General features: G+C 40.1%; 26 protein-coding genes, 1 tRNA gene, 2 pseudogenes and 1 other annotated feature. Of the genes and pseudogenes, 24 read left to right on the forward strand and 5 right to left on the reverse strand.

The window, feature by feature from the left end:
- The first annotated feature begins 37 nt into the window (after positions 1–37).
- Positions 38–847: an N-acetylmuramoyl-L-alanine amidase family protein gene (locus tag NSS92_RS01600; protein ID WP_335371115.1), complete on the forward strand. Its 810-nt coding sequence runs from the start codon at positions 38–40 to the stop codon at positions 845–847.
- Between the two features lie 45 nt (positions 848–892).
- Here the strand turns inward: NSS92_RS01600 and NSS92_RS01605 are convergent, their stop codons facing one another.
- A complete protein-coding gene (locus NSS92_RS01605) occupies positions 893–1,405 on the reverse strand; it encodes a hypothetical protein (protein WP_070326406.1) in 513 nt (170 codons plus the stop codon).
- A gap of 111 nt (positions 1,406–1,516) precedes the next feature.
- Here NSS92_RS01605 and NSS92_RS01610 point away from each other — a divergent pair, with 111 nt between their 5' ends.
- Positions 1,517–1,696, forward strand: coding sequence for a hypothetical protein (locus tag NSS92_RS01610; RefSeq protein WP_335371114.1), 180 nt, complete (start codon positions 1,517–1,519; stop codon positions 1,694–1,696).
- Between the two features lie 30 nt (positions 1,697–1,726).
- Here NSS92_RS01610 and NSS92_RS01615 read toward each other — a convergent pair whose 3' ends face one another.
- Positions 1,727–1,918 (reverse strand): hypothetical protein, encoded by a 192-nt coding sequence (locus tag NSS92_RS01615; RefSeq protein ID WP_335371113.1) that lies wholly within the window; start codon positions 1,916–1,918, stop codon positions 1,727–1,729.
- 72 nt (positions 1,919–1,990) lie between these two features.
- Entirely contained in the window at positions 1,991–2,929 is a 939-nt protein-coding gene (locus NSS92_RS01620; protein WP_340866788.1) for a hypothetical protein, read from the reverse strand.
- Between the two features lie 158 nt (positions 2,930–3,087).
- On the opposite strand from NSS92_RS01620, the gene NSS92_RS01625 reads away from it, so the two are divergent.
- From NSS92_RS01625 to NSS92_RS01665, 9 genes and pseudogenes are all read left to right on the forward strand, one after another.
- A complete protein-coding gene (locus tag NSS92_RS01625) occupies positions 3,088–4,614 on the forward strand; it encodes a recombinase family protein (RefSeq protein ID WP_156060409.1) in 1,527 nt (508 codons plus the stop codon).
- Positions 4,615–4,648: 34 nt separating this feature from the next.
- A pseudogene (gene gerE / locus NSS92_RS01630) lies at positions 4,649–4,735 on the forward strand (spore germination transcription factor GerE); the annotation flags it as partial.
- 149 nt (positions 4,736–4,884) lie between these two features.
- Positions 4,885–5,325 carry a MarR family winged helix-turn-helix transcriptional regulator gene (locus NSS92_RS01635; protein WP_034279763.1) on the forward strand — a complete coding sequence of 147 codons (441 nt, stop codon included), beginning with the start codon at positions 4,885–4,887 and terminating at the stop codon, positions 5,323–5,325.
- Positions 5,326–5,332: 7 nt separating this feature from the next.
- Positions 5,333–6,151 carry a glutamate racemase gene (racE, locus tag NSS92_RS01640; protein ID WP_445661624.1) on the forward strand — a complete coding sequence of 273 codons (819 nt, stop codon included), beginning with the start codon at positions 5,333–5,335 and terminating at the stop codon, positions 6,149–6,151.
- Positions 6,152–6,252: 101 nt separating this feature from the next.
- Positions 6,253–7,314, forward strand: a complete 1,062-nt coding sequence (locus NSS92_RS01645; RefSeq protein ID WP_048239038.1) for a GerMN domain-containing protein — start codon at positions 6,253–6,255, stop codon at positions 7,312–7,314.
- 151 nt (positions 7,315–7,465) lie between these two features.
- The gene (gene rph, locus NSS92_RS01650; protein ID WP_251216410.1) at positions 7,466–8,194 is read left to right on the forward strand and encodes a ribonuclease PH; all 729 of its coding nucleotides are present in this window, start codon (positions 7,466–7,468) and stop codon (positions 8,192–8,194) included.
- A 10-nt stretch (positions 8,195–8,204) separates the two neighbouring features.
- Positions 8,205–8,807: an XTP/dITP diphosphatase gene (locus tag NSS92_RS01655; protein WP_162860205.1), complete on the forward strand. Its 603-nt coding sequence runs from the start codon at positions 8,205–8,207 to the stop codon at positions 8,805–8,807.
- A 14-nt stretch (positions 8,808–8,821) separates the two neighbouring features.
- On the forward strand, positions 8,822–9,346 hold the full coding sequence (locus NSS92_RS01660; RefSeq protein WP_340866790.1) for a metallophosphoesterase: 525 nt from the start codon (positions 8,822–8,824) through the stop codon (positions 9,344–9,346).
- A 120-nt stretch (positions 9,347–9,466) separates the two neighbouring features.
- Positions 9,467–9,540 (forward strand) — tRNA-Arg (locus tag NSS92_RS01665).
- Positions 9,541–9,949: 409 nt separating this feature from the next.
- Here the strand turns inward: NSS92_RS01665 and NSS92_RS01670 are convergent.
- Positions 9,950–10,930 carry an SDR family oxidoreductase gene (locus NSS92_RS01670; protein WP_098677018.1) on the reverse strand — a complete coding sequence of 327 codons (981 nt, stop codon included), beginning with the start codon at positions 10,928–10,930 and terminating at the stop codon, positions 9,950–9,952.
- Positions 10,931–11,152: 222 nt separating this feature from the next.
- Here NSS92_RS01670 and NSS92_RS01675 point away from each other — a divergent pair.
- The 10 genes and pseudogenes from NSS92_RS01675 to NSS92_RS01715 all read left to right on the forward strand — a co-directional run.
- Positions 11,153–11,485, forward strand: a pseudogene (locus NSS92_RS01675) (DUF4241 domain-containing protein); the annotation flags it as partial.
- Positions 11,486–11,574: 89 nt separating this feature from the next.
- Complete coding sequence (locus NSS92_RS19450) at positions 11,575–11,691, forward strand: DUF4241 domain-containing protein (RefSeq protein ID WP_411353424.1); 117 nt, start codon at positions 11,575–11,577, stop codon at positions 11,689–11,691.
- 177 nt (positions 11,692–11,868) lie between these two features.
- Complete coding sequence (locus tag NSS92_RS01680; protein ID WP_267587177.1) at positions 11,869–12,339, forward strand: hypothetical protein; 471 nt, start codon at positions 11,869–11,871, stop codon at positions 12,337–12,339.
- Positions 12,340–12,357: 18 nt separating this feature from the next.
- On the forward strand, positions 12,358–12,693 hold the full coding sequence (locus NSS92_RS01685; protein WP_081124638.1) for a DUF4288 domain-containing protein: 336 nt from the start codon (positions 12,358–12,360) through the stop codon (positions 12,691–12,693).
- 274 nt (positions 12,694–12,967) lie between these two features.
- The gene (locus tag NSS92_RS01690) at positions 12,968–13,117 is read left to right on the forward strand and encodes a teichoic acid D-Ala incorporation-associated protein DltX (RefSeq protein ID WP_024427820.1); all 150 of its coding nucleotides are present in this window, start codon (positions 12,968–12,970) and stop codon (positions 13,115–13,117) included.
- A gap of 14 nt (positions 13,118–13,131) precedes the next feature.
- Positions 13,132–14,637: a D-alanine--poly(phosphoribitol) ligase subunit DltA gene (dltA, locus tag NSS92_RS01695; protein ID WP_340866792.1), complete on the forward strand. Its 1,506-nt coding sequence runs from the start codon at positions 13,132–13,134 to the stop codon at positions 14,635–14,637.
- Positions 14,634–15,818 carry a D-alanyl-lipoteichoic acid biosynthesis protein DltB gene (gene dltB, locus NSS92_RS01700; protein ID WP_267587179.1) on the forward strand — a complete coding sequence of 395 codons (1,185 nt, stop codon included), beginning with the start codon at positions 14,634–14,636 and terminating at the stop codon, positions 15,816–15,818. The genes dltA and dltB overlap by 4 nt, the downstream gene beginning before the upstream one ends.
- A gap of 21 nt (positions 15,819–15,839) precedes the next feature.
- On the forward strand, positions 15,840–16,076 hold the full coding sequence (dltC, locus tag NSS92_RS01705; protein ID WP_024423191.1) for a D-alanine--poly(phosphoribitol) ligase subunit 2: 237 nt from the start codon (positions 15,840–15,842) through the stop codon (positions 16,074–16,076).
- Complete coding sequence (gene dltD / locus NSS92_RS01710) at positions 16,076–17,242, forward strand: D-alanyl-lipoteichoic acid biosynthesis protein DltD (protein WP_025092477.1); 1,167 nt, start codon at positions 16,076–16,078, stop codon at positions 17,240–17,242. Before dltC ends, dltD begins: the two co-directional genes overlap by 1 nt.
- A gap of 95 nt (positions 17,243–17,337) precedes the next feature.
- Positions 17,338–17,757, forward strand: a complete 420-nt coding sequence (locus NSS92_RS01715) for a YkvA family protein (protein ID WP_267587180.1) — start codon at positions 17,338–17,340, stop codon at positions 17,755–17,757.
- Positions 17,758–17,789: 32 nt separating this feature from the next.
- On the opposite strand, the gene NSS92_RS01720 is transcribed toward NSS92_RS01715, so the two are convergent.
- Complete coding sequence (locus tag NSS92_RS01720) at positions 17,790–18,833, reverse strand: lactonase family protein (RefSeq protein WP_340866793.1); 1,044 nt, start codon at positions 18,831–18,833, stop codon at positions 17,790–17,792.
- 433 nt (positions 18,834–19,266) lie between these two features.
- On the opposite strand from NSS92_RS01720, the gene ilvE reads away from it, so the two are divergent.
- From ilvE to ilvN, 3 genes are all read left to right on the forward strand, one after another.
- A complete protein-coding gene (gene ilvE / locus NSS92_RS01725) occupies positions 19,267–20,181 on the forward strand; it encodes a branched-chain-amino-acid transaminase (RefSeq protein WP_024427825.1) in 915 nt (304 codons plus the stop codon).
- A gap of 8 nt (positions 20,182–20,189) precedes the next feature.
- Positions 20,190–20,437, forward strand: a binding site (T-box leader).
- 122 nt (positions 20,438–20,559) lie between these two features.
- The gene (gene ilvB, locus NSS92_RS01730; RefSeq protein WP_267587181.1) at positions 20,560–22,284 is read left to right on the forward strand and encodes an acetolactate synthase large subunit; all 1,725 of its coding nucleotides are present in this window, start codon (positions 20,560–20,562) and stop codon (positions 22,282–22,284) included.
- Entirely contained in the window at positions 22,281–22,799 is a 519-nt protein-coding gene (gene ilvN / locus NSS92_RS01735) for an acetolactate synthase small subunit (RefSeq protein ID WP_007501584.1), read from the forward strand. The genes ilvB and ilvN overlap by 4 nt, the downstream gene beginning before the upstream one ends.
- Positions 22,800–22,818 lie beyond the last annotated feature (19 nt).

Consider the following 22,818-nt stretch of genomic DNA (forward strand, 5'->3'; position numbering starts at 1 on the left):
TTTTCTATATAAAAACAAATGAATGGAGAGATTGAACATGACAAAGAAAATTATGATTGATCCGGGACATGGCGGGCACGATTCCGGCGCAGCAGCAAACGGATTAAAAGAAAAAGATCTTGTACTAACTATCGCAAAGAAAACAAAAACGATTCTTGAAAAGGTATATGGTGCAACGGTCAAACTCACTCGTTCAACTGATGTTTATATTGATCTGTCTCAAAGGGCAAGACTAGCAAATAATTGGGGCGCTGATTATTTTGCATCTATCCACATCAATGCAGCTGGCGGCACAGGCTTTGAGTCGTTTCGCTACGTCGAATTATCTGCATCATCCGGCACTGGCAAGCAGCAAAAGATCGTACATGATGCGATCTATAGAAAAATTAAAGGTAAAGCAGGGGACCGCGGTACCAAGTCTAAAGATCTTGCAGTATTGCGAGAAACAAAAATGCCAGCAATTTTAACAGAGAACCTTTTTATTGATCGCAAAGAAGATGCTGCGCTGCTGAAACAAGATTCGTTCCTGAGCTTATTGGCCGAGGGACATGCGGAAGGAATTGCAGCGGCAGTCGGTTTAAAAAAGGTATCCTCTTCAACTAAAACAAAGCCAACTATTAAACCCTCACCAAAAGGCGTTAAAATGGCCGTGGTGAAGCCGAATGCCGACGGGTGGCTATGGGTCTATGATAAGCCGAATTGGTCAGCAAAGCACAAAAAGGTGAAACCTGGTGAAGCATTTACGATTGATAAGACCGTTACAGTCAACGGATCAAAAATGTATAAACTTAAATCAGGATTATACATCACTGCTGCATCTAAATATATTGAAGTTAAACAAAGGTAAAGAGAAAAGCCCTTCCTTATTGGAGGGGCTTTTTTTGTTTAATATTTAATTAACACTATCAATGTTAGTATCTACTTCTGAAATCCACTTTTTTGTTTTGGTCGTTTTGTATTTACCTTTAACATATATTTTTGTTGTTGCTTGATATTCTGCTTTGGTGTATTTCTTAATCCATCTATATTTTTGTACTGACTTTAATTTTATTTCACCTTTTGATGCGACATAACCGGTCACCATTGCAGTAAATGCAGCTGCTGCAGCTGGACCAAGTTGAAGAGTTGCAGTTAAATATCTCGTAATATGGTACATGCCGTAGGATGCGGCTGATGCGACTACATAAGACGGTATAGTGTAATTTGAAGTGAATTGACCGTCCCATTTTGCTAGAGTGGTTACTTCCGAATTTAAAATATTTTCATTTGTAGAGAATTGAAAAGGTTGATAGTTTACTTGTTCTTTAGAGGTCGCTTCATTTTGTTGAGCAAATACAGGAGCGCTTACAGAAAACATTAAAACCAAAGACAAACCGACAAGAAACAAAGATTTAAAGATTTTCATAACAACCCTCTTTCTGGAAAAAATGTAATTCATATATCATTATAGATAAAAAAGTCTTTTAATGCCAGCTTATATGTAATAAAATGTATATGATTTATACAAAGGGGTGAGATGGCGGTGAAACATTTTTTAACGGCAATCGTAGTTGCTGTAATTGCGGGGATAATTGTTTATGTTGCAAATGATCGCTTAAGTATGTTTCCATTGATGTTGATTTTAGCAGTAGCGATCTATATCGTAAGCAGAATTAGCGAAACGCTGTTTAAGAAATATTCAAAAGAAAATAGTTAATAACAAGGCCCCTCCACTGGAAGGGTTTTTTTATTTAAACCGCCATTCCTTCTTCTCTTTATCCCATTCTATTTCATTTCTTGACATAAGGTTTTTAACAGCCTTACGAATCGTCGGCTCATCTTTGCCTGTTTTCCGTTTAAGCTCATTAATCGTGGGATTCTTACGGAACCGGCTCATGTTGTAGATTATTCGATAAAGCTTCCTTTCAAGATCCGTCACGGCATACCCTCCTGCAAAATAGAATATACGTTCGATTATAAAGGTAAATAAATAGCCCTTCAAGTCGAAGGACTATTTCAAAATAGTGGATTTACTTTTAATTATCATCTTATCCCCTGATCGTTCGTAGGAGAATTTGGCTGCGCTCTTATCACTTATGTATGGCACTTTCCAGAATACAGATAACTGCGAAATCGAGTCATTATCCGATCCAATCTTAGCAGCTAGATCATCACTAAACATTTCCGTCATATCATAAGATGTTTTAGCAGAATTCTTTGCATCAAACGACAAGTGAACAAGAGCAATAAATTTATTCGGCTCCCCCGATCCCATATCTTCATTAATTTCAATTTTTTCTATTGAAGCAGTAGTGTAATTATCTTCTACAATAGATTCAATTTCATATTCAGCATCACTTTTCAAAATAGACAGTTCTTCATCTTTCTTTTGAGTAAATTCTGCAGCGTTGTTTTTCTTGATTTTTTGTTTAACTTTTGAGGGGTTTTTCATTTTAAAATTAATTTCAGCACTAGCTATTCGATCAGTACCACCGCTAACATTAGAACCTACAAGATTAACTCCATCTTTTCCAAAAATCGCTCTAACATCTTCAGTTTGAAGATTGTCGGGTGACGTTTCTGCATAAGCAGTATACTTACCGCCTTCAAACTCTTCACCTTCTTCATTAGCAAATTTATAATCAAACACTCCATCCTCTTTAACAGTTACATCGTTAGAGAAGTCGTAATAATAGTTTGTACACTTCGGACATTCCAGACTAATTGTTAATTTTGTATCTTTAGGCAAATTGCTTTTTCCGCTAATGAGAATCTTTTTATTGTCTTTAATTTTTTTATTCAAACTGATCTTTACGTTTAATTTTTCTTTAGTTTCAATGCTTTCTTCTTTTAAATTAGAGCTACTTGTGGATGTGTTTTCTGCTTTACCGCAAGCGGATATTAATAAGGTGCACAAAATTAAAAGAAAAAAGAAATTAATTCGATTCAATGATAACCCTCCAAACCAAGTATTTTCCAATTAAGTCTATCACAAATTTTTAATGTAATGAGATGAAATAATGTATTTTCACATATCAAGAATATTACAGAATTGATATTCAAGATGTTATAATTTAGTAAGAATAATTAACAATTGGGGTGTGTTATATGCATTTCCGCAAAGAATCATCAGTTGACGAAATCATCAAATATGACGACTACCCTTATAAAGTTTATACAAGGGTTTCGACAGATCGAGACGAGCAAATAAGTTCTAAAGAAAACCAAATTGACGTTTGTAGATACTGGATCGAGCAACACAATTATGAATGGGATGACCGTTCTGTTTTGTTAGACGATGGTATAAGCGGAACCGTCCTTGAAGACAGGGCAGCAATGAAATACATATTTTCTTTGGCAGAAAAGAAAGACATAAAGATGGTTATTTTTAAATCAATTACACGTCTTGCGCGAGATCTGAAAGATGCTTTATATATCAGAGAAATTTTGGTGTCTAATGGGGTTCGAGTAGTGACTCTTGAAGAGGACTACGACAGCCTATATGAAAGCAAAGCATCAATGAAATTTGAAATGTCTGCTCTGTTTGCGGAGCAGTTACCTAAGTCTATGTCAGTCAATATAAGTGGTGTACTTGCAGCCAAAGCCAGACGTGGGGAGCATTCAGGAAGAGTGCCTTACGGTTACCAGAAAGATGGTAAACACCTAGTGATTAACGAAAACGAAGCTCAAGTAATAAGGATGATCTTCAACCTTTACAATAATGAGGGGCTAGGTCAGAAAAGAGTTACATATGCATTGCAAGAAAAGTGCAAAATTGGTGAAATACCTCCTCCTAGAACACGAAGTAACTGGCAGCTTACAACAGTTCAGACTATATTGAAGAACCCTATTTATTGTGGTGTGCACATAGCTAATAGACATACCACGATCAAGGTCGATGGAAGAAAAAAATTCATAAGGAATCCACCCGAAAAATGGACCATTTATGAAGACTTCTGTCCGCCAATCGTTTCGAGAGAAGATTGGGAAAAAGCAAATAATAAACCGACAGTTAATAAAAAAACTAAATTCACACCATGGAACGAGCTAAGACAACTGCTTGTTTGCGGGAAATGCGGATCTAATATGGTCATTATCCAAACTAGTAGAGCCAAAAAAAACGGAGAGAAAACCTATTGGAAATACGTAAAATGCAGTAATTATAGGAGATCCGGCAATGATGGCTGTGTGAACCATGTTCCCATAAGTTATGAAGAGGTTCGTGACTTAGTTATTGAAAATCTCATTGAATTTTCAGAGGATATATCACACGATTTTAAGCGAAATGCTCTTGATCAAAAAGAAAAACAAATCAAATCAATAAAAGCAGAGTTGAAATCCTTAGAGACTCAGAACAAAAGGTTATTAGAGTTATACCTGGAAGATCAAATGATTACAAAATCCGAGTTTCAAATAAAACGTAATGACATTCAATCTAAAATAACAAAGCTTGAACAGAGTTTATTTTCATTGCAACAAGTACAGGATGAGAAAAATTCAATGGTTGAAATGAAGGCAGTTCTTCTAGAACTTGAGGATAAGGAAAAAGATTTAAAGCATGTGTTTGACAAACTCATTGACCGTATCGTCATTCATCCCAACGGACAGATGAACTTTCACTATAGATTTAAATAACCATCTACGCTATAATCATTTGCAAAAGGTATGCATTTCAAATGCCATGCAAAAGCTAGGAGTCAAAGGCCGTTCACAGGCTGTAGTCGAGCTTCTGCGTATGGGTGAGCTAGAGCTCTAAAGTCAGCCGGTTTTCCTTCCATATAGGGAAGGAACCGGTTATTTCTATATGGTTTCCATGAGTCTCTTCTTGCATTTTCTTTGAAAAACGAGGAAAATAGACATGTACGTTTTAATCAAAGTGAGATGCTATAGTGAGGTATCAATAAAATGGAAACGAATGAGTCAGGCCATGTTGCAGAGATTGAAAAATCATTGCGTCACATTGCCGCAATTATTAAGCAAAAAGGCAGAGAAATCCTGAATCAATATACGATTACACCTCCACAATTCATCGGGCTTCAGTGGCTTTATGAATTCGGAGATATGACAATAGGCGAGCTATCACAAAAGATGTACTTGGCTTGCAGTACAACCACTGATTTAATTGATAGAATGGAAAAAAGTGAACTTGTCGAACGGGTGAAAGATCCATCTGACCGCCGCGTGGTTCGCATTCATTTATTGCCTGAAGGCGAGAGGATCATTCAAGAAGTGATTGCTAAACGCCAAGAATACGTCAGTGAACTTCTAGAGGCTTTCTCAGAAGAAGAAGCCATCGTTTTCAACCAATCCTTAACGAAACTACAGCAGCAAATGAAAAGAAAATGAGGCGATTTTGTTGGATCAACCAATCGGCGTCATTGATTCCGGCGTCGGCGGTTTAACCGTTGCAAAGGAAATCATGAGACAACTGCCAAAAGAAAAAATCATTTACGTAGGCGATACAAAACGATGTCCATATGGCCCGCGGAAAGAAGAAGAAGTTCTTCAATATACATGGGAAATGGCGCACTACTTATTAAAACACCACCATATTAAAATGCTCGTCATTGCATGCAACACAGCAACGGCGATCGCATTAGATGAAATCAAGGCAACGCTTGACATTCCGGTCATTGGCGTCATTCAGCCCGGCGCCCGTACAGCAATTAAGGTGACAAACAACCAGCATATTGGCGTTATTGGCACAGTCAATACGATCAAAAGCGAGGCATACAAAGAAGCACTGCTGTCACTAAAAGCAGGCCTAACAGTTCAAAGTCTGGCGTGTCCGCTCCTTGTCCCATTTGTGGAAAGCGGTACGTTTTTAGATCAGACAGCAGAGGCAGTGGTGAAAGACTCCCTTGAACCGATGAAAGAAACAGGAATTGATACACTTATTCTTGGCTGCACACACTATCCAATTTTAAAAGAACCGATTCAGCGCTTTATGGGCAGTGATGTCAGCATCATTTCATCAGGGGATGAGACAGCGAGAGAAGCGAGTACGATTCTTTCATATAAAGGGCTGTTAAATACCTCTAAAGAAGCACCTATCCATACATTTTACACAACAGGGCAGCAGCAAAATTTTCAAAACATCGCTCGTGACTGGTTTGGCTACCTGCCAGGGAAGGTCGAAACCGTGTCACTTGAACACATCTATCAGCAATAACCCCCTTCTATTTGAAGTGGGTTATTTTTTTATGAAAAGGGTCTAATCCTCCGAGGGAGCTCGTATACATAGTAGTACAAACTACTAGAGGAGGGTGAAGTATGCTGAAAAAAGGATCTACAGCAGCTGTTACGTGTATCGCGTCAGCCATGCTTTTGTCAGGATGCGGATTGTTTCAAACAGACCAAGCGAAAACAGAGATTGATCCACCACAAAACGTCACATATGTGAAAGAAAATAAAGAAGATAAACAAACAGCCAAAGAAGGAAAAGAAGAGAAGCAGGCAGATACGGTCATGAGAGAATTATATTTAATTGATAAAAACGGGTATGTCGTATCTCAATCCATTCCGCTGCCGAAAAATGAAGGAAGTGCCAAACAAACCCTTGAATATCTCGTAGATGGTGGACCTATTTCTAACTTAATGCCGAATGGATTCAGAGCAGTTTTGCCAGCGGATACGAGCGTATCTGTCGATATTAAAGACGGAACGGCGGTTGTGGATTTTTCAAATGAATTTAAAAACTATAAAAAAGAAGACGAACAGCGCATCCTGCAATCTGTTACTTGGACGTTAACACAGTTTGATTCCATAGCCAAAGTCAAATTGAAGATGAATGGACATGAACTAAAAGAAATGCCTGTGAACGGTACGCCCATCTCAGATGATTTAAGTAGAGAGGATGGTATAAATATCCAGCACGAGGCTGCCGCTGATATGACATCGACAAAGCCAGTGACGGTATACTACTTAGCTGAATCTGATGAACAGACCTACTACGTTCCGGTCACCACAAGAGCACCAAAAGACGAGGATGATCCGATTACAGCAGCGATTGATGAGCTCGTCTCTGGACCAAGCAAAAAAAGCCATCTGCTTACAGATTTCGATCAAGATGTGAAGCTGAATGATGTACCAAAAGTAAAAGATGGACATGTGACACTTGATTTCAACGAATCCATTTTTGGCAGTGCAGATGAAAAGAAAAAGGTCATTTCACAAAAAGTTCTTGATAGCATTGTGCTCACATTAACCGAGCTGCCTGACGTCAAAAGCGTATCTGTCAAGGTGAACGGCAAGGCTGAGCTTGTGAACGAAAAAGGAGCAGAGCTTACAAAGCCGGTTTCACGACCAGAACAAGTGAATACAGGTAGTTTTTAACGTCACACATTGATATAATGGAGAAAAAGAGGCATGCATATTCGCTGCCTCTTTTTTATTCCAAGCGATTAGAACGAGCTGAGGTTGTCAAAGTTAGTAGGAGAACCCCGCTGGCACCCGCGAGGAATGTATATCGTAACGGAGGTAAAACATGAGATTAGATGAAAGACAATATGACGAATTGAGAAAAATTGAAATAGAGGCAGGCTACATCACGCATCCAGAAGGCTCTGTCTTAATCTCAGCGGGAAATACGAAGGTGATTTGTAACGCATCGATCGAAGACCGCGTACCTCCTTTTTTAAGAGGAGAAGGAAAAGGCTGGATCACAGCAGAATATAGCATGCTTCCAAGAGCAACTGCACAAAGAACGATGAGAGAATCATCTAAAGGAAAAGTCACAGGACGTACTATGGAGATTCAGCGTTTAATTGGACGAGCACTCCGCGCAGTCGTTGACTTAGAAAAGCTTGGCGAACGCACCATTTGGATTGATTGTGATGTCATTCAAGCAGACGGCGGCACACGCACAGCGTCCATCACAGGTGCTTTTGTTGCCATGACACTCGCGATTCAAAAGCTAAGAGCTGAAGGAGTTATCAAAGTAAACCCGATTACTGATTATTTAGCGGCGATATCCGTCGGAATTGATTCTCAGCAAGGTCTTCTGTTAGATTTAAATTATGAAGAAGATTCTTCTGCTGAAGTAGATATGAATGTCATCATGACAGGCGCTGGACGCTTTGTTGAACTTCAAGGAACAGGCGAAGAAGCGACATTCTCAAGAGAACAGCTAAACGGACTGCTTGATTTAGCCGAAAAGGGCATCAAAGAATTAATCGAAAAGCAAAAAGCAGTAACAGGAGAAGTCATCGAATAAAGAGAAGGGTTTGATCAGGATGAAAACAGCCATCATTGCAACGCACAATGCGGGCAAAGCGAAAGAATTCAAAGCCATTCTTGAGCCAAAAGGATTCACGGTCAAAACACTAGCAGACATTGGCTTTACTGAAGAGATTGAAGAAACAGGACAAACCTTCGAAGAAAATGCCATCATCAAAGCGGAGGCCATTCAAGCCAAAGCAGGTGAAATGGTCATTGCAGACGATTCCGGTCTGTCGATTGATTATCTGGGCGGAAAGCCTGGCGTGTATTCAGCGAGATACGCAGGTGAGCATAAAGACGATGCGGAGAATGTGGAAAAAGTGCTGAGCGAACTTCAAGGCATTGAAAAAGAAGACCGCACAGCGAGATTCAGATGTGCCCTTGCTGTCAGCATACCGGGAAAAGAAACAAAGACTGTAGAAGGATCAGTAGAAGGCTTCATCGCAGAAAAACCTATCGGCGAAAATGGCTTCGGATACGACCCGATTTTCATCGTCAAAGACAAAGACCAGACGATGGCCGAGTTATCACCAGAGGAGAAAAACAAGATCAGCCATCGAGCGGTCGCGCTTCAAAAGCTTTCATCACTGCTAGACGCAAATGAATAAGGGGGAATGAAGCCATGAAGATACTCATCATTAGTGACAGCCATGGACTCACAGACGAACTTCAAACCATTGCCAAACGGCATGCAGCTGAAGTTGACATGATGATTCACTGCGGAGATTCAGAACTCGACACGAACCACCCAGCTCTCGAAGGATACAAAGTCGTCAAAGGAAATTGTGACTTTATGGGCGATTTTGAAGAAGAGCTCCTGCTCCCGCTTGATGGAGGAGGAAAACTATTTCTCACTCACGGACATCTGCATGGCATCAAACAATCCTTACTTCAAGTCTACTACCGTGCAGAAGAGCTGGGCGCAGACATTATTTGCTTTGGCCACTCGCACATCCCAGGCAGTGAACTGCTAAGGGGAAAACTGCTCATTAACCCAGGCAGCGTGCACCTGCCAAGAGTGCGAAAAGAGCGCAGCTATGCTATACTGACACTAGATGGAAGCGAAGCAAACGTACAGTTTTTCACGGACGAAGGTCAGGTCATACAAGACCTCGAAAACACTGTCACATTGGAAGGTATTTCATAAGGGTGCAGCATGTGCCCCTTATGAAAAAACTTTCGAAAAACCGTTGACTTTAAAGAACAATAGTAATATAATAAATCTTGTCGCTGAGGTAATACACCACAGCACACTACATAACAACATGTCCCAGTAGCTCAGCAGGATAGAGCAACGGCCTTCTAAGCCGTCGGTCGGGAGTTCGAATCTCTCCTGGGACGTACTAAGAAAAAAGCCTGAAACCTTTATTATCAAGGATTTCAGGCTTTTTTTGTTCTTTGGAACATAAGTTCGTAACTCGGTCCAAAACAGGATTTTGGGAGCGGGTTGGGAGCGGATTTATTTTTAAGTATTTCCGTTCCCTGTTTTTGTATCAAAGAAGCGTAAATTGACATAGTTGTATCCATTTTTGTATGCCCTAAACGTTCCTGAATAACTGAGATTTATTTAAATGATTGGATAATTCAGTTCGTAATTTGGGTAGCAATAATAAGGCGGTCTACGTCCAATTTTAGGCATTAGCCATGAATCTTCCATATAAACCATAGTGACTTTTTCCATTGAATGGTTCACAAGTAATAACTCTACTTCTGGATTAAATTCATACCTCAATCCAATGACCTCCTTATATTAGGAATGTGTGGATTCCCCACCGTCAACATGCAGCACTTGACCTGTAACAAAACGTGAATCATCAGAAGCAAGATAAACAAATGTTGGTGCGAGTTCAAATGGATGGGCAACTCGTTCCATTGGGTTAAACGCTCCATATACAGCCACTTGGTCTGACGAGAAGCTTGCTGCAATAAGCGGCGTCCAGATTCGACCTGGGGCAACGGCGTTTACACGAATTCCTTTTTTTACAACATTTTTAGCCAAAGCACGTGTCCAACCAACAATTGCCCCTTTTGTGGCTGTATAATCGATCATTTGTTGCTCACCTACATACGTTACGACTGAAGAAGTGCCAATAATAGAACTGCCTGGTTTTAAGTAAGGAAGCGCTGCTCTGGTTGTGTAAAAATGTGAGTATATGTTGACTTTAAAGGTGTCATCGAATTGTTCGTCTGTAATGTCAAGAAGGCTTGGTTGTTGAAATTGGATACCAACGTGGTTACATAGAACATCTAGACGCCCGAAGGTTTTTACTGTTTTCTCTACAATGGTGATACATTGCCTTTTATCTCGCAAGTCTCCTGGCATCAATAAACAACGTTGCCCGAGTTCTTCGATTCTTGCTTTTGTTCTATTAGCATCTTCGTGTTCATCTAAGTATGCAATCGCAACGTCAGCACTTTCCTTTGCGAAGGCAATGGCTACGGCTGCACCAATACCACTATCCCCTCCTGTAATAAGAGCAACTTTTCCCGCTAACTTACCACTCCCTTTGTAATTTGTATTTTCAATAATTGGAAGTGGTACCATTAAACCTTCTACACCAGGATGACGAAGTTGACGTTGTTCAGGTAAATTAATTGGGATTTCTTCATAGCGTGTGATTTTTCCGTAATTAGGGTACATGGGATAAGGTTGAGTTTTCATTTTCTCTAAAAACATCTGTTGCATTTGTTTTATTTGTTGCAACTTACGTTCATCAGAATCTTGTGCCATTTAATTCCCTCCAAACGTACTTATTCCCTTTAAATGTTTATGTTGTTGACTGCTGTCCAAGTATTAATAATGAATAAACTAGTGAAGGAGTTATTTATTTCAGTAAGTTTTCATAAGTAGGTTGGACAGATTAAATAGGGAAAATAAAGCAGGAAAAAAGACAAAACAGAGAAAAATACATAATCCCAAACACCCCAGAAAAACAATGAAAGGAATGATCACTTGTACAACATCAATCCAACACACCTGTTATATAGAAATGGAGAGACAACAAACAGTCAAGAGGGTGATCAATTATTTGCTAAACAGTTAGGCTATATCGAGATCACGAGCGGTCATATCGTTGCCTGTGATCCTTTTGTTTCAGAAGGGGACCAATCGTTTACGAGGAAGGTTGCTCTAGGAAAATATCCTATTCTACTTGTGGTTAAGCGGTTAGAAAGCGGAGATGAACGCGTTGCTTATTCGATGATCAAGTTTACAAACGAGCAATTAATAGAATGGGAGCTTGCCACAAAAGCAGGGCAGGAAATCAATCAATTGAAAGAAGACAATGATTTTTATCTTTATGAAGAATTTGAAGAGCGCTTGCGCAAAACAACAAGCACACATGGGACTGGCTTGTCACCCGTTTTCATGACAAAGTGGACTTTGCCATGTTTACAACAGGCTTCGGTGATGGGATGTACCCAAGCTTTTGGGGGCTAGATCAAAACGGAGAACTCGCTTGCCTTGTGACAGACTTTCTAATAATGGATTGATGAAGAACCCATGAAACTATGGGTTCTTATTAAGATATAATAGAGAAAATGCTTCACGGAGACGTTAATATAAAACAAATTTTCTTAAATTTACCTTAAAATCATTGAAAATCTAATTAATATAATATAATATTTTTATTCAACTAAATTTCTAATAAACTATAAGGAGTATTTAACATGATGAAAAAAATGATTTCCACACTATTAGCTCTATCCGTATTTACCTTTGTTTTACAAGCACCAGCAAAAGCAACAGAAAATGAAACTGCTGTAATTAACACAAATGATTTTGTATCATCTGAAGGAGAATTAAATCCTGATCAACTTGCAGAAACTAAATTCGCCATCCCACTTCCTTTCTTCTTTATACCAGGGTTAGGACAAGCTGCAGTATTAGCAACTGGTGCTGTCATTGTAGGTGGTATGATATTTTCTTCAAACTCTTGGGAAGCTCAAGTTGTCAAACATCATAAAATGACAGCAGACCAATTCATCTCTAAGAATAGAAAAGGGTCAATCAGAAAAGAGTTTCCAAGTGAATACTTAAATAAAACGATAGAACAAATCAACAAAGACGCAAAAAAAGGGAAAAAGAATGCTAAAAAAGCTAAAAAACTGTTAACAGACAACAGATTTAAGAAAAAATGAAATGAAAGGTGATCATTTATGTACGATATTTATTCTGTAAAAGTTTTATTTGAATCAACAACTTCGCCACGTTTAAGCCCTGAAAAAATATTTGAAGAAAGAATTTTTTTAATAAAAACAAAAAAACCAGATGAGATTGAAAGTATCATACAAGAAAACTTCCCAGAAGAAACTTATGAAAATTCAGAGGGGGGAATGACTACTACCAAAGTAGTTGCAATTTTAGATATCTTTGAATTAGTAGATAATATAGATGAATCAGTACATTTAAAAGAAGTTTATAGTCGTTATCTTGTGTTTGATAAAGAAACGTCTCCAGAAGAAGCCATTGAAAGATATTCCCTAGACAAATAAATCGCACAAAATTTTTGAAGTAACGAAATCAAAGCCATCTAGTCCAACTAGGTGGCTTTTGCGTTAGTTCGACAGCTTTCAGCAATTTTAAGGCAAATTTAAGCTCGGATTTCATTTCAAATGTATTAAATCTTTGTTACAATAAGACAGCTTTGCTCAAAAGAGACGTTCCAAGGTTCGACATTTTTTTAGCATTTCTTAAAAATTTTATGGTTTGATATGAAACTCTTTGAATGAGTCATGCGTCTCTATAAGTGTCAAAAGAAAAGAGGTTATCAATATGCTATTCAAAAAGCTATCAGAAAATAAGTCTGTAAAATGGATAGGATATACAAGCTTTTACTTACTTATTTTGCTATTATTGTTCTTTATTTACGGATTCCACACAGCAAATACGGGATCATTCATTTACAACGATTTTTAATTGGAGATTAAATTATGAAACTATTACAAACGATTCATGAATACCAGCAAACAAAACCAACACAGCCAGCATTTGTTTCTCAACATGCGTCGATCACATATGATGAGCTTTGGCATTTATCAGACCAAATGGCTGGTGCGATCGATGCAGTCGCAGCTGGCAGTGAACCTGTCATTGTATACGGTCATATGGAGCCAGAGATGCTGATTTCTTTCTTAGGCAGTGTGAAATCAGGCAGACCATATATTCCGGTCGATATCTCAATACCTGTCGAGCGTATCGTCTCAATTATTGAAAGCTCAAAAGCCAGTCTATTGATTTGTGCAAATGAGCAGAATGTATTAGATGTAGAAGCGCACATTGAAGTGAAGAGTGCGGCATCGCTTTTAGCACTTGAAAAAGAAGCACCGCCATCCACGCAGTGGGTTCAACAAGATGATGTTTTTTACATTATTTATACGTCTGGCAGCACTGGAAAACCGAAAGGCGTTCAGGTAACAGCCAATAATTTAGAAAGCTTTACAGAGTGGATGTGCCGTGACTTCCCAATTGGTGAGGGACGCACATTCTTAAATCAAGCACCATTTTCTTTTGACTTATCAGTGATGGATCTCTATCCAGCGCTTCAATCAGGCGGCACGCTTTACTGTTTAGTAAAAGATCTCGTCAATAAGCCAAAGGATATGTTTGCAGCACTTGGTCAATCTGACGTTGAAGTGTGGACATCAACACCTTCTTTTGTGCAAATGTGCTTAATGGACCCTTCCTTTACAGCGGAGCTTTTACCAGAGCTGAAAGTTTTCTTGTTCTGCGGTGAGGCGCTTCCTGTAGCTGTAGCAAGTTCACTTCTGGAGCGTTTTCCAAAGGCGCAGGTCTTTAATACGTATGGTCCAACTGAAGCAACTGTTGCGATCACATCGATTGAAGTCACACAGGCGATTCTTGATCAGCACGATTCTTTACCAGTCGGCTATGCCAAACCTGATACAAATATCGTCATTTTAGATGAAGAAGGTAAGACACTTCCTGATGGTGAAAAAGGCGAAATTGTCATCGTGGGGCCAAGCGTCAGCAATGGCTATTTAGGTGAACAAGCCTTGACAGATAAAGTGTTCTTTGAATACGAGGGACGTCCTGCTTACCGTACAGGTGACGCAGGTGTGGCGCAGGATGGATTAATTACGTGCCATGGCCGTCTCGACTATCAAATTAAGCTTCATGGATACCGGATGGAGCTTGAAGAAATTGAATATCATGTGAGCGAGACAACCTATGTCAATGCTTGTGTGATTGTGCCATTCCAGCCAAACGGTCATGTCGAGTACTTGATTGCAGCGATTGTTCCAACAGCTCATTCATTTGAAAAAGAGTATCAGCTGACAAGCGCGATTAAGAAAGAAATGGCGGATTCACTGCCAGCGTACATGATTCCAAGAAAGTTTGTCTATCTTGAGCAGCTGTACATGACGCCAAACGGGAAGGTTGACCGTAAGAGAATCGCGAAAGAGGTTCTTCTATGATTCCGTTTAGTTCATTCTTTTTCTTCATTCTAATTGGTATTCTTCTTTTGCCGACGATCATTCTTGGTCTTCGCGGCAAAAGAATGCAGGGCTACAACATGTTTGCAACGGTTGTGGCGCTGGCGCTTATTTTCTCAAAGGATGCCCATGGCGCGCTGCTGCTCTTCTTGTTCACGGTGTGGCAAGTCTTCATCATCCGCCTGTACATTGCATACCGGTTAAAGGCGAATCAGGCATCCGTTTTCTATACAGCAGTGGTGGCATCTATTTTGCCGCTTGTGCTGTCAAAGATTATACCGTTCTTTTTAACTCATCAGCCGCACCAGCCGGCGCCAATGAACTGGCTGAGCTTTTTGGGGATCTCGTACTTAACATTTAAAGGTGTTCAGTTAATTATCGAGACAAGAGACGGCTTGATTAAGAAGAAAATTCCGATTCACCGTTTGGTCTATTTCATTGTCTTTTTCCCGACGATTTCATCAGGTCCGATTGATCGTTACCGCCGATTTGAAAAGGATATGGATACGCCGCCTGAAAAGGAAGCATACAGTGATCTTCTATATGCCGGTATTCATAAAATTTTTATTGGCTTCTTATATAAGTTCATTATTGGTTATCTAATTCACACATATATTCTGATGAATATTCATCACATTAGCAGCAGTCACTTTGTTCAGCAGTTAACGTATATGTATGCTTACAGCATGTATTTGTTCTTTGACTTTGCTGGATATACAGCATTTGCTGTAGGTGTGAGTTATATAATGGGCATTAAATCACCAGAGAACTTTAATAAACCGTTTATCAGCCGAAACATTAAAGACTTCTGGAATCGCTGGCACATGTCCCTGTCCTTCTGGTTCAGAGACTACGTGTTTATGAGATTTGTGTTCTTTATGACTAAAAAGAAGTGGATCAAGAACCGAATGGCTGTATCAAATATTGGGTACTTTGTCCTCTTTCTATTAATGGGTGCTTGGCATGGTCTTGCCCTTCAATATATTATTTACGGACTATATCATGCAGTTATCATGTCCGGTTACAATTTATTTGAGAAATGGAATAAAAAGCACAAGTGGTGGCCGGATAATAAGGTCACAATGGTTGTGTCGATCATTATTACATTCCATGTGATTTGTTTCGGATTTTATATTTTTTCAGGAAAACCATTTCATCATTAATGATTAAGGGAGTAGAAAATTATGGAATTTAAAAATCAAGTATACGGTATTATTGCAGAGGTTTGTCAGGACGACGTTGTGAAAGAAAATCCAGAGATTGCGATTTTTGAAGAAGGTCTTCTTGATTCATTTGGTACAGTAGAACTGCTTATGGCAATTGAAAGTCAACTCGGAATCACTGTTCCGATTACAGAATTCGATCGTGATGTGTGGGATACGCCGAATCATATTGCTGAGCAGCTGGCAGAGATGAAGTAATGAAAAAGCGTTTTTTTGGGCCGCTTATTTTAGCGGCTGTTCTATTCATTGGTGTTCTTCTTGTACCAAATGCATGGCTCTCACACCTGATCCCAAAAGACAAATTACAAAAGTCAGCCACAGAATTAGATCCAGGGATGTTTCAAGGGCTCTATTTACAAGATGAAATGCTAAAAGATCCAACTTATTTGCCGATCTATGGATCTTCTGAACTATCACGTTTTGATCCATATCACCCTTCGAATTTCTTTCATGAGAATCCTCAAGGGTTTACACCTTATCTTATTGGAAAAGGTGGATCGCAATCATTAATTCATGCGATGAACTTCGCAGCGCATATGGATGAATTAAAAGGGAAGAAGCTTGTATTTATCGTGTCCCCGCAGTGGTTTGTGAAATGGGGATCTGACGAGAATCACTTTGCACCTAACTATTCAGCGCTTCAAGCACTTAATCTCGCCTATAATAAAGAAATTGATCCAACTGTGAAAAAAGAGCTGATCAAAAGAATCATGAAGTTTAAAGCAGTCAAAAACGACATGGTGATTACAGAGCTTTTTAAAGCAGAGCTATCTGGGAACAAGTTCGCTTATGGCGCGATTTCTCCTATTGCGAAAATGTATTATGGTATGCTTCAAAAGAAAGACATGTACTATACGATTGGATCGGGGCATGAGCGCAAGCTTCAACCGTCTCCTTCAGTCAAAGGAAAAACATGGGCTGAGCTTGAAAAAGAAGCGAGCATTTTTGGTGCGAAAAGAGCAGGGGACAACCCGTTTTATATTAATCAAAAACTGTTTGATCACAAGCTGAAACCGATCATGAAAAAGATGAAGGATTCCCGTGAAGGTCACTCTTATGCGGAATCACCAGAATACAAAGATTTTCAGATCATGCTGGATATTTTAAAACAGGCAGGGGCAAAGCCTTTGTTTGTGACAATTCCTGTCAACGGAAAGTGGTATGATTACACCGGTTTTCCGAAAGAAGGCCGTACAGGCTATTATGAAAAAATCAATCGTCAAATTCGGGATAATGGGTATGAAGTCGCAGATTTGACTAAGCATGAGTACGATCCATATTTCTTTAAAGATACGATTCATGTGTCTTATAAAGGATGGGTGTACATCGATAAGGCAATTGAAAAGTTTTACAAAGAGCAGTAGAATGCAGCAGCTTTCTGCTGCTTTTTATTTGTCGAATCGGCGGATATCTTGTATAACTAAGGGAAAAGGGCTATGCTGTAGATGGAGGCGATATGATGAATCGTTCTGAGAAAAAAGAACTATTAAAGCGTTCGAAGAAGCATTTTAATGATTATGCCTTTTGGGAAAAGTTAAAAAAGACGGCACAAAAAGCTGGTGTCTCTCTTGTCTATGCTGTGCTATTACTTTACTATACATTGCAAAAACCCGAAGTGCCGGTCAAAGCAAAGACCCTGATTATTGGAGCACTCGGCTACTTTATCCTTCCACTTGATCTCATTCCGGATACATTGATTGGTGTCGGCTATACAGATGATTTAGGGGCCATTACATTTGCTTTGCTTCAAGTAGCGATGTACATTGATGATAATGTGAAAGGGAAAGCAAAAGACAGGCTGTCAAAATGGTTCGGCGAAAAAACCGATACGTCTTTGATTGATCAAAAGCTCGAGGATGGCGGTATACCGTCTGCATAAAGAAAAGCCTCCGTTATTGGAGGCTTTTTTCTTTACCCTAAAAATTTCACGCAAACTGGATGAGGGACGGTAATGTCTGATTGTAAGACAGTGAGTCGTCCTGTTTCTTTGTCGCGTTTGTATAAAACAAGATTGCTAGATTCTTGGTTTGAACCGACGAGGAATTCTTCTGTTGGATCAAGCACAAAATCTCTAGGCCAGTTTCCTTCAGAAGAAGCAATCTCGACAAGACTTAATTGGCCGTCAGCGTCTGTTTTAAAAATCGCAATGCTGTCATGACCGCGATTTCCTGCATAAACAAATTGTCCGTCTGAAGAGACATGAATGGCACTTCCTTGATTGTTCTCTGTAAAATCGCTTGGAATGGTCGCGATTGTTTGGATCTCTTCAAAATGACCATCTTCAAAGTAACGAAGCACAATGACCTCGGAGCTTAGCTCTGTCATTACATATGCCACAGGTTTCGTTGGGTGGAATGTGATATGACGAGGTCCGCTGCCTGGCTTTGTTTCAAATGTATGAGCAAGCTCAAGTTTGCCGTCTTCTTTCTTATACGTATAGATTCCATCTGTTCCAAGGTCAACAGCCACTGCAAATTGTTCATCTGGCGTGAGACCCATAAAGTGAGTGTGCGGTTTTTCCTGACGATCTTCGTTAGGGCCAGTTCCTTCATGCTGCGCCTGTGAGAGCGTGCGGATCACTGAGCCGTTTTCAGCATCGATTTCATACATCTCTGCTGTCCCTTTATGATAATTCGCTGTATACGCCGTTTTCGTTTGACTGTCCACGCTGACGTGGCAAGGAGAAGAGCCATCGGCAAGCTCTTGGTTGATGAAGTGAAGTCTGCCTGTTGTTGAATCAATTTGATACGCAGCAAGGCCGCCCTGTGATCCTTTTTTCACAACAGCATAAACAAACTTTTGATCCTCTGACACGGTTAAATATGTAGGATTTTCAAGTTCAGCAGCGACTTCTACTTGCTCAATCTGCTGCTTGTCCGTATTTAATGTAAACGTATAAACACCTTTACTGTCTCCCTTTGTATACGTACCGATATAACCTCTGATGTTAGCCATGTATTGCCCTCCTTCTATTAGATGCTCTCATTCTATCATAAATTCATAGGAAAACGCTTTAGAAAGGCATGTCAAAAGAAAAAACCAAGTGATTGAAATCTCACAATATTCATCAAAAATCATGTGAAAAAATATCACAAAAGTTTTCTCAAAAGAAAACCGTTCATGTAAAGTAAATAAATTGAAGAAAAAATACAAAAAATTTTAAGTTTTTTCATTCCTTGTCTAGCAAAGGTGTAAGCGTATACATTTAATTTTGATTAGTCTAAATTGTCTAATAATTTTAAAAATGCTGTTGACACTGTATGGAAAGCGGCGTAAGATGGGTTCAACAAAAGCTAAACAAACATGCAGTGCAAGCGAGAGACGCTTCAATATAAAGTGTCTGAAAATTCAACTACTTTTTGTTTGAAAGAGAGGGTGCTCACTGAAAATGGAAGACCAAAAGGAACAGTGGATCTTTTTAAACGATGAACTCGTGAAAAAAGAGGATGCGAAAATTTCAGTTTACGATCATGGCTTCTTATATGGCGACGGTGTTTTCGAAGGGATTCGCGTGTATAACGGAAATATCTTTCGAATGAAAGAACATTTAGACCGCCTGTATGATTCCGCCAGATCCATTATGCTGAACATTCCATATTCACTTGAGGAACTCACGGAAAAAATGATTCATACAGTTGAAAGGAACGGCCTAAAGGATGCCTATATCCGCCTTGTCGTCTCAAGAGGAGCGGGTGATCTTGGTTTAGATCCTAACAACTGCGGGAGAGCCAACACAGTGATCATTGTAGAGCCGCTGGCCATTTTTCCAAAGCACCTATATGAAACGGGTATTGATATTGTGACGGTTCCAACAAGACGAAATCGTCCAGATGTCCTTAGCCCAAAAGTGAAATCATTAAACTATTTGAATAACATTCTTGTCCGAATCGAAGCCCATATGGCCGGTGTGAGTGAAGCACTGATGCTGAACGATCAAGGGTACGTGGCAGAAGGTTCTGCAGACAACGTGTTTATTTATAAAAAAGGCAAGCTTTATACACCGCCAGGTTATATCGGCGCACTTGAAGGCATCACAAGAAATGCCATCATGGAGATTGCAGAAGACTTAGGCTACGAAGTGAAAGAAGAACCATTCACAAGACACGATGTGTATACAGCTGAAGAAGTATTTCTAACAGGAACCGCAGCCGAAGTCATCGCCGTTGTAAAAGTTGACGGCCGTACAATCGGTGAAGGGAAACCTGGGTTCCACACAAACAAACTTCTTGAACAATTCCGTAAGCGAGTAGTTGAAGAGGGAGAAAAAGTCGTTTTTGCAGATGAAAACATTCATGCAAGCTAAATAGATATCGATAAACGTTGAAGAGGACTAGTAGCTTTAGAGTCAGTATCTACAGAGAGCCGGTGCTAGCTGGAAACCGGTGTTACTTTCTAAAGTGAACTCACCTCTGAGTGTCTGCTTGAAATGATAGTAGGGCAGACCGAGTGACATTGCTCACTCGTTACCAAAATGGACGAAAGATGTCCATGAGACGGCAGCAGGATTTGCCGTGAACAAGGGTGGTACCGCGAAAAAACAAAGCTTTTTCGCCCCTTTGACCTAGTGAAAAGTAGTGTCATTGTGGGGTGAGAAGGCTTTTTTATATGGTCTCATATCTCTATCTTGAATAGAAAAGGGTGAAAGGACTTGACTGAAGCAAGACAAAGAGGAGGAAATCAAATGGGGACAAATGTACAAATGGAGACGGAAAAATCAAAAGCACCACAAACGATGAACGGTGCACTCATGTTAATTGAAGCACTCAAAAGAGAAAAAGTAGAAGTCATTTTCGGCTATCCGGGCGGAGCGGTTTTGCCAATCTACGATAAAATTTACGATTCTGGTTTATTTCATGTCCTGCCAAGACATGAGCAGGGAGCGATTCACGCAGCAGAAGGATACGCAAGAGTATCTGGTAAACCGGGTGTTGTCATTGCAACATCAGGGCCGGGAGCGACAAACCTTGTGACAGGAATTGCAGATGCAATGATTGATTCACTTCCCCTTGTTGTATTCACAGGACAGGTGGCAACGTCAGTCATTGGATCGGATGCTTTCCAAGAAGCAGATGTACTCGGCATCACAATGCCAATTACAAAGCACAGCTACCAAGTAAGAAATCCAGAGGAATTACCGGGTGTCATTAAAGAGGCATTCCATATCGCAACAACAGGCAGACCTGGTCCAGTTTTAATTGATATTCCAAAAGATGTCGCAGGCATTGAAGGAACGTTTGAATATGATCAGCCAATTGATTTACCTGGTTATCAGCCAAAAGTAGAGCCGAACTATTTGCAAATTCGCAAATTAGTAGAAGCTGTCAGCAGAGCGAAAAAACCAGTCATTCTAGCAGGAGCTGGCGTTCTTCATGGCAAAGCATCTGAAGAATTAAGGCAGTATGTAGAGCAGCAGCAAATCCCAGTCGCTCATACATTGCTTGGACTTGGCGGATTCCCGGCAAAACATCCTCTTTTCCTCGGGATGGCTGGTATGCACGGCACATATGCAGCGAACATGGCTCTTCATCAATGTGATCTGCTCATCTCAATCGGAGCGAGATTTGATGACAGGGTAACAGGTAACCTCAATCATTTTGCGAAACATGCGAAGGTCGCTCATATTGACATCGACCCAGCGGAAATCGGCAAGAACATTCATACCCATATCCCGGTTGTTGGAGACAGTAAGCTAGTCCTTGAAGAACTGATCAAGCAAGACGGGAAACAAGCAGATGCTGACGAATGGAAAAACCAATTAGATCAGTGGAAGGAAGAATATCCACTCTGGTACGTCGAAAACGAAGCTGAAGGCTTTAAGCCTCAAAAGCTGATTGAATACATTCATCAATTTACAAAAGGTGAAGCCATTGTCGCAACTGATGTGGGACAGCATCAAATGTGGGCAGCACAGTTCTATCCATTTGAAAATGCAGATAAGTGGGTAACATCTGGAGGCCTCGGCACAATGGGCTTCGGATTACCAGCAGCCATCGGCGCTCAGCTAGCTGATCAAGAGGCAACCGTTGTAGCGATTTTAGGAGACGGAGGTTTCCAAATGACCCTGCAAGAACTTGCCGTTATCCGTGAGCTGAACCTTCCAGTCAAAGTGATTGTGCTCAATAATCACTGCCTTGGAATGGTAAGACAATGGCAAGAAATTTTCTACGAAGAGCGCTACTCACATTCTAAATTTTCAGAGCAGCCAGACTTCGTCAAATTATCTGAAGCTTATGGCATTAAAGGAATCAGAATCTCATCAGACGAAGAGGCGAAAGAAAAGCTTGAAGAAGCCTTAACCTCTAGAGAGCCTGTTTTCATCGATGTCAATGTAGCGAGAGATGAAAAAGTATTCCCGATGGTAGCACCGGGGAAAGGACTTCATGAGATGGTGGGGGTGAAACCTTGAAAAGAATTATTGTGTTGACTGTATTAAATCGATCTGGCGTACTGAACAGAATCACAGGCCTCTTTACCAAAAGACACTACAACATTGAAAGCATTACGGTCGGCCATTCTGAGATTCAAGATGTATCACGCATCACGTTCGTCGTCCATGTAGACCAAGAGAAAGACATCGAACAGCTGACAAAACAGCTGAACAAACAAATCGATGTTCTAAAAGTAACAGACATTACAAACCAATCAATCGTTCAGCGAGAGCTGGCTTTGATAAAAGTCGTATCTGCACCAGCATCTAGAATGGAGATCACGGGGGTCATTGAACCTTTTAGAGCTTCTATTGTAGATGTTAGCAGAGAGAGTGTCGTCATTCAGGTGACAGGTGAGTCTTCAAAAATTGAAGCACTCATTGAATTACTTAAGCCATACGGCATTAAAGAAGTCGCCAGAACTGGCACCACGGCCTTTGCGAGAGATAATCAGCAAAAGCCGCAAACAAATAAAACAATTTCAATTGTCTAAACAAAAAGGAGAGAGTCAA

This window comes from Bacillus sp. FSL M8-0166 (assembly GCF_038008825.1).
In the GTDB taxonomy this organism is placed as follows: Bacteria; Bacillota; Bacilli; order Bacillales; family Bacillaceae; genus Bacillus; species Bacillus safensis.

What these genes read in the sequence shown, in the direction of transcription:
- ilvB (WP_267587181.1), top strand. Translation starts at nt 20,560, where the DNA reads ATGGGGACAAATGTACAAATGGAGACGGAAAAATCAAAAGCACCACAA.
- rph (WP_251216410.1), top strand. Translation starts at nt 7,466, where the DNA reads ATGAGATTAGATGAAAGACAATATGACGAATTGAGAAAAATTGAAATA.
- NSS92_RS01685 (WP_081124638.1), top strand. Translation starts at nt 12,358, where the DNA reads ATGTACGATATTTATTCTGTAAAAGTTTTATTTGAATCAACAACTTCG.
- dltA (WP_340866792.1), top strand. Translation starts at nt 13,132, where the DNA reads ATGAAACTATTACAAACGATTCATGAATACCAGCAAACAAAACCAACA.
- NSS92_RS01600 (WP_335371115.1), top strand. Translation starts at nt 38, where the DNA reads ATGACAAAGAAAATTATGATTGATCCGGGACATGGCGGGCACGATTCC.
- NSS92_RS01670 (WP_098677018.1), bottom strand. Translation starts at nt 10,930, where the DNA reads ATGGCACAAGATTCTGATGAACGTAAGTTGCAACAAATAAAACAAATG.
- ilvE (WP_024427825.1), top strand. Translation starts at nt 19,267, where the DNA reads ATGGAAGACCAAAAGGAACAGTGGATCTTTTTAAACGATGAACTCGTG.
- NSS92_RS01645 (WP_048239038.1), top strand. Translation starts at nt 6,253, where the DNA reads ATGCTGAAAAAAGGATCTACAGCAGCTGTTACGTGTATCGCGTCAGCC.
- NSS92_RS01610 (WP_335371114.1), top strand. Translation starts at nt 1,517, where the DNA reads ATGGCGGTGAAACATTTTTTAACGGCAATCGTAGTTGCTGTAATTGCG.
- NSS92_RS01680 (WP_267587177.1), top strand. Translation starts at nt 11,869, where the DNA reads ATGATGAAAAAAATGATTTCCACACTATTAGCTCTATCCGTATTTACC.
- NSS92_RS01715 (WP_267587180.1), top strand. Translation starts at nt 17,338, where the DNA reads ATGAATCGTTCTGAGAAAAAAGAACTATTAAAGCGTTCGAAGAAGCAT.
- NSS92_RS01605 (WP_070326406.1), bottom strand. Translation starts at nt 1,405, where the DNA reads ATGAAAATCTTTAAATCTTTGTTTCTTGTCGGTTTGTCTTTGGTTTTA.
- dltD (WP_025092477.1), top strand. Translation starts at nt 16,076, where the DNA reads ATGAAAAAGCGTTTTTTTGGGCCGCTTATTTTAGCGGCTGTTCTATTC.
- NSS92_RS01625 (WP_156060409.1), top strand. Translation starts at nt 3,088, where the DNA reads ATGCATTTCCGCAAAGAATCATCAGTTGACGAAATCATCAAATATGAC.
- NSS92_RS01720 (WP_340866793.1), bottom strand. Translation starts at nt 18,833, where the DNA reads ATGGCTAACATCAGAGGTTATATCGGTACGTATACAAAGGGAGACAGT.
- NSS92_RS01660 (WP_340866790.1), top strand. Translation starts at nt 8,822, where the DNA reads ATGAAGATACTCATCATTAGTGACAGCCATGGACTCACAGACGAACTT.
- dltB (WP_267587179.1), top strand. Translation starts at nt 14,634, where the DNA reads ATGATTCCGTTTAGTTCATTCTTTTTCTTCATTCTAATTGGTATTCTT.
- NSS92_RS01635 (WP_034279763.1), top strand. Translation starts at nt 4,885, where the DNA reads ATGGAAACGAATGAGTCAGGCCATGTTGCAGAGATTGAAAAATCATTG.
- dltC (WP_024423191.1), top strand. Translation starts at nt 15,840, where the DNA reads ATGGAATTTAAAAATCAAGTATACGGTATTATTGCAGAGGTTTGTCAG.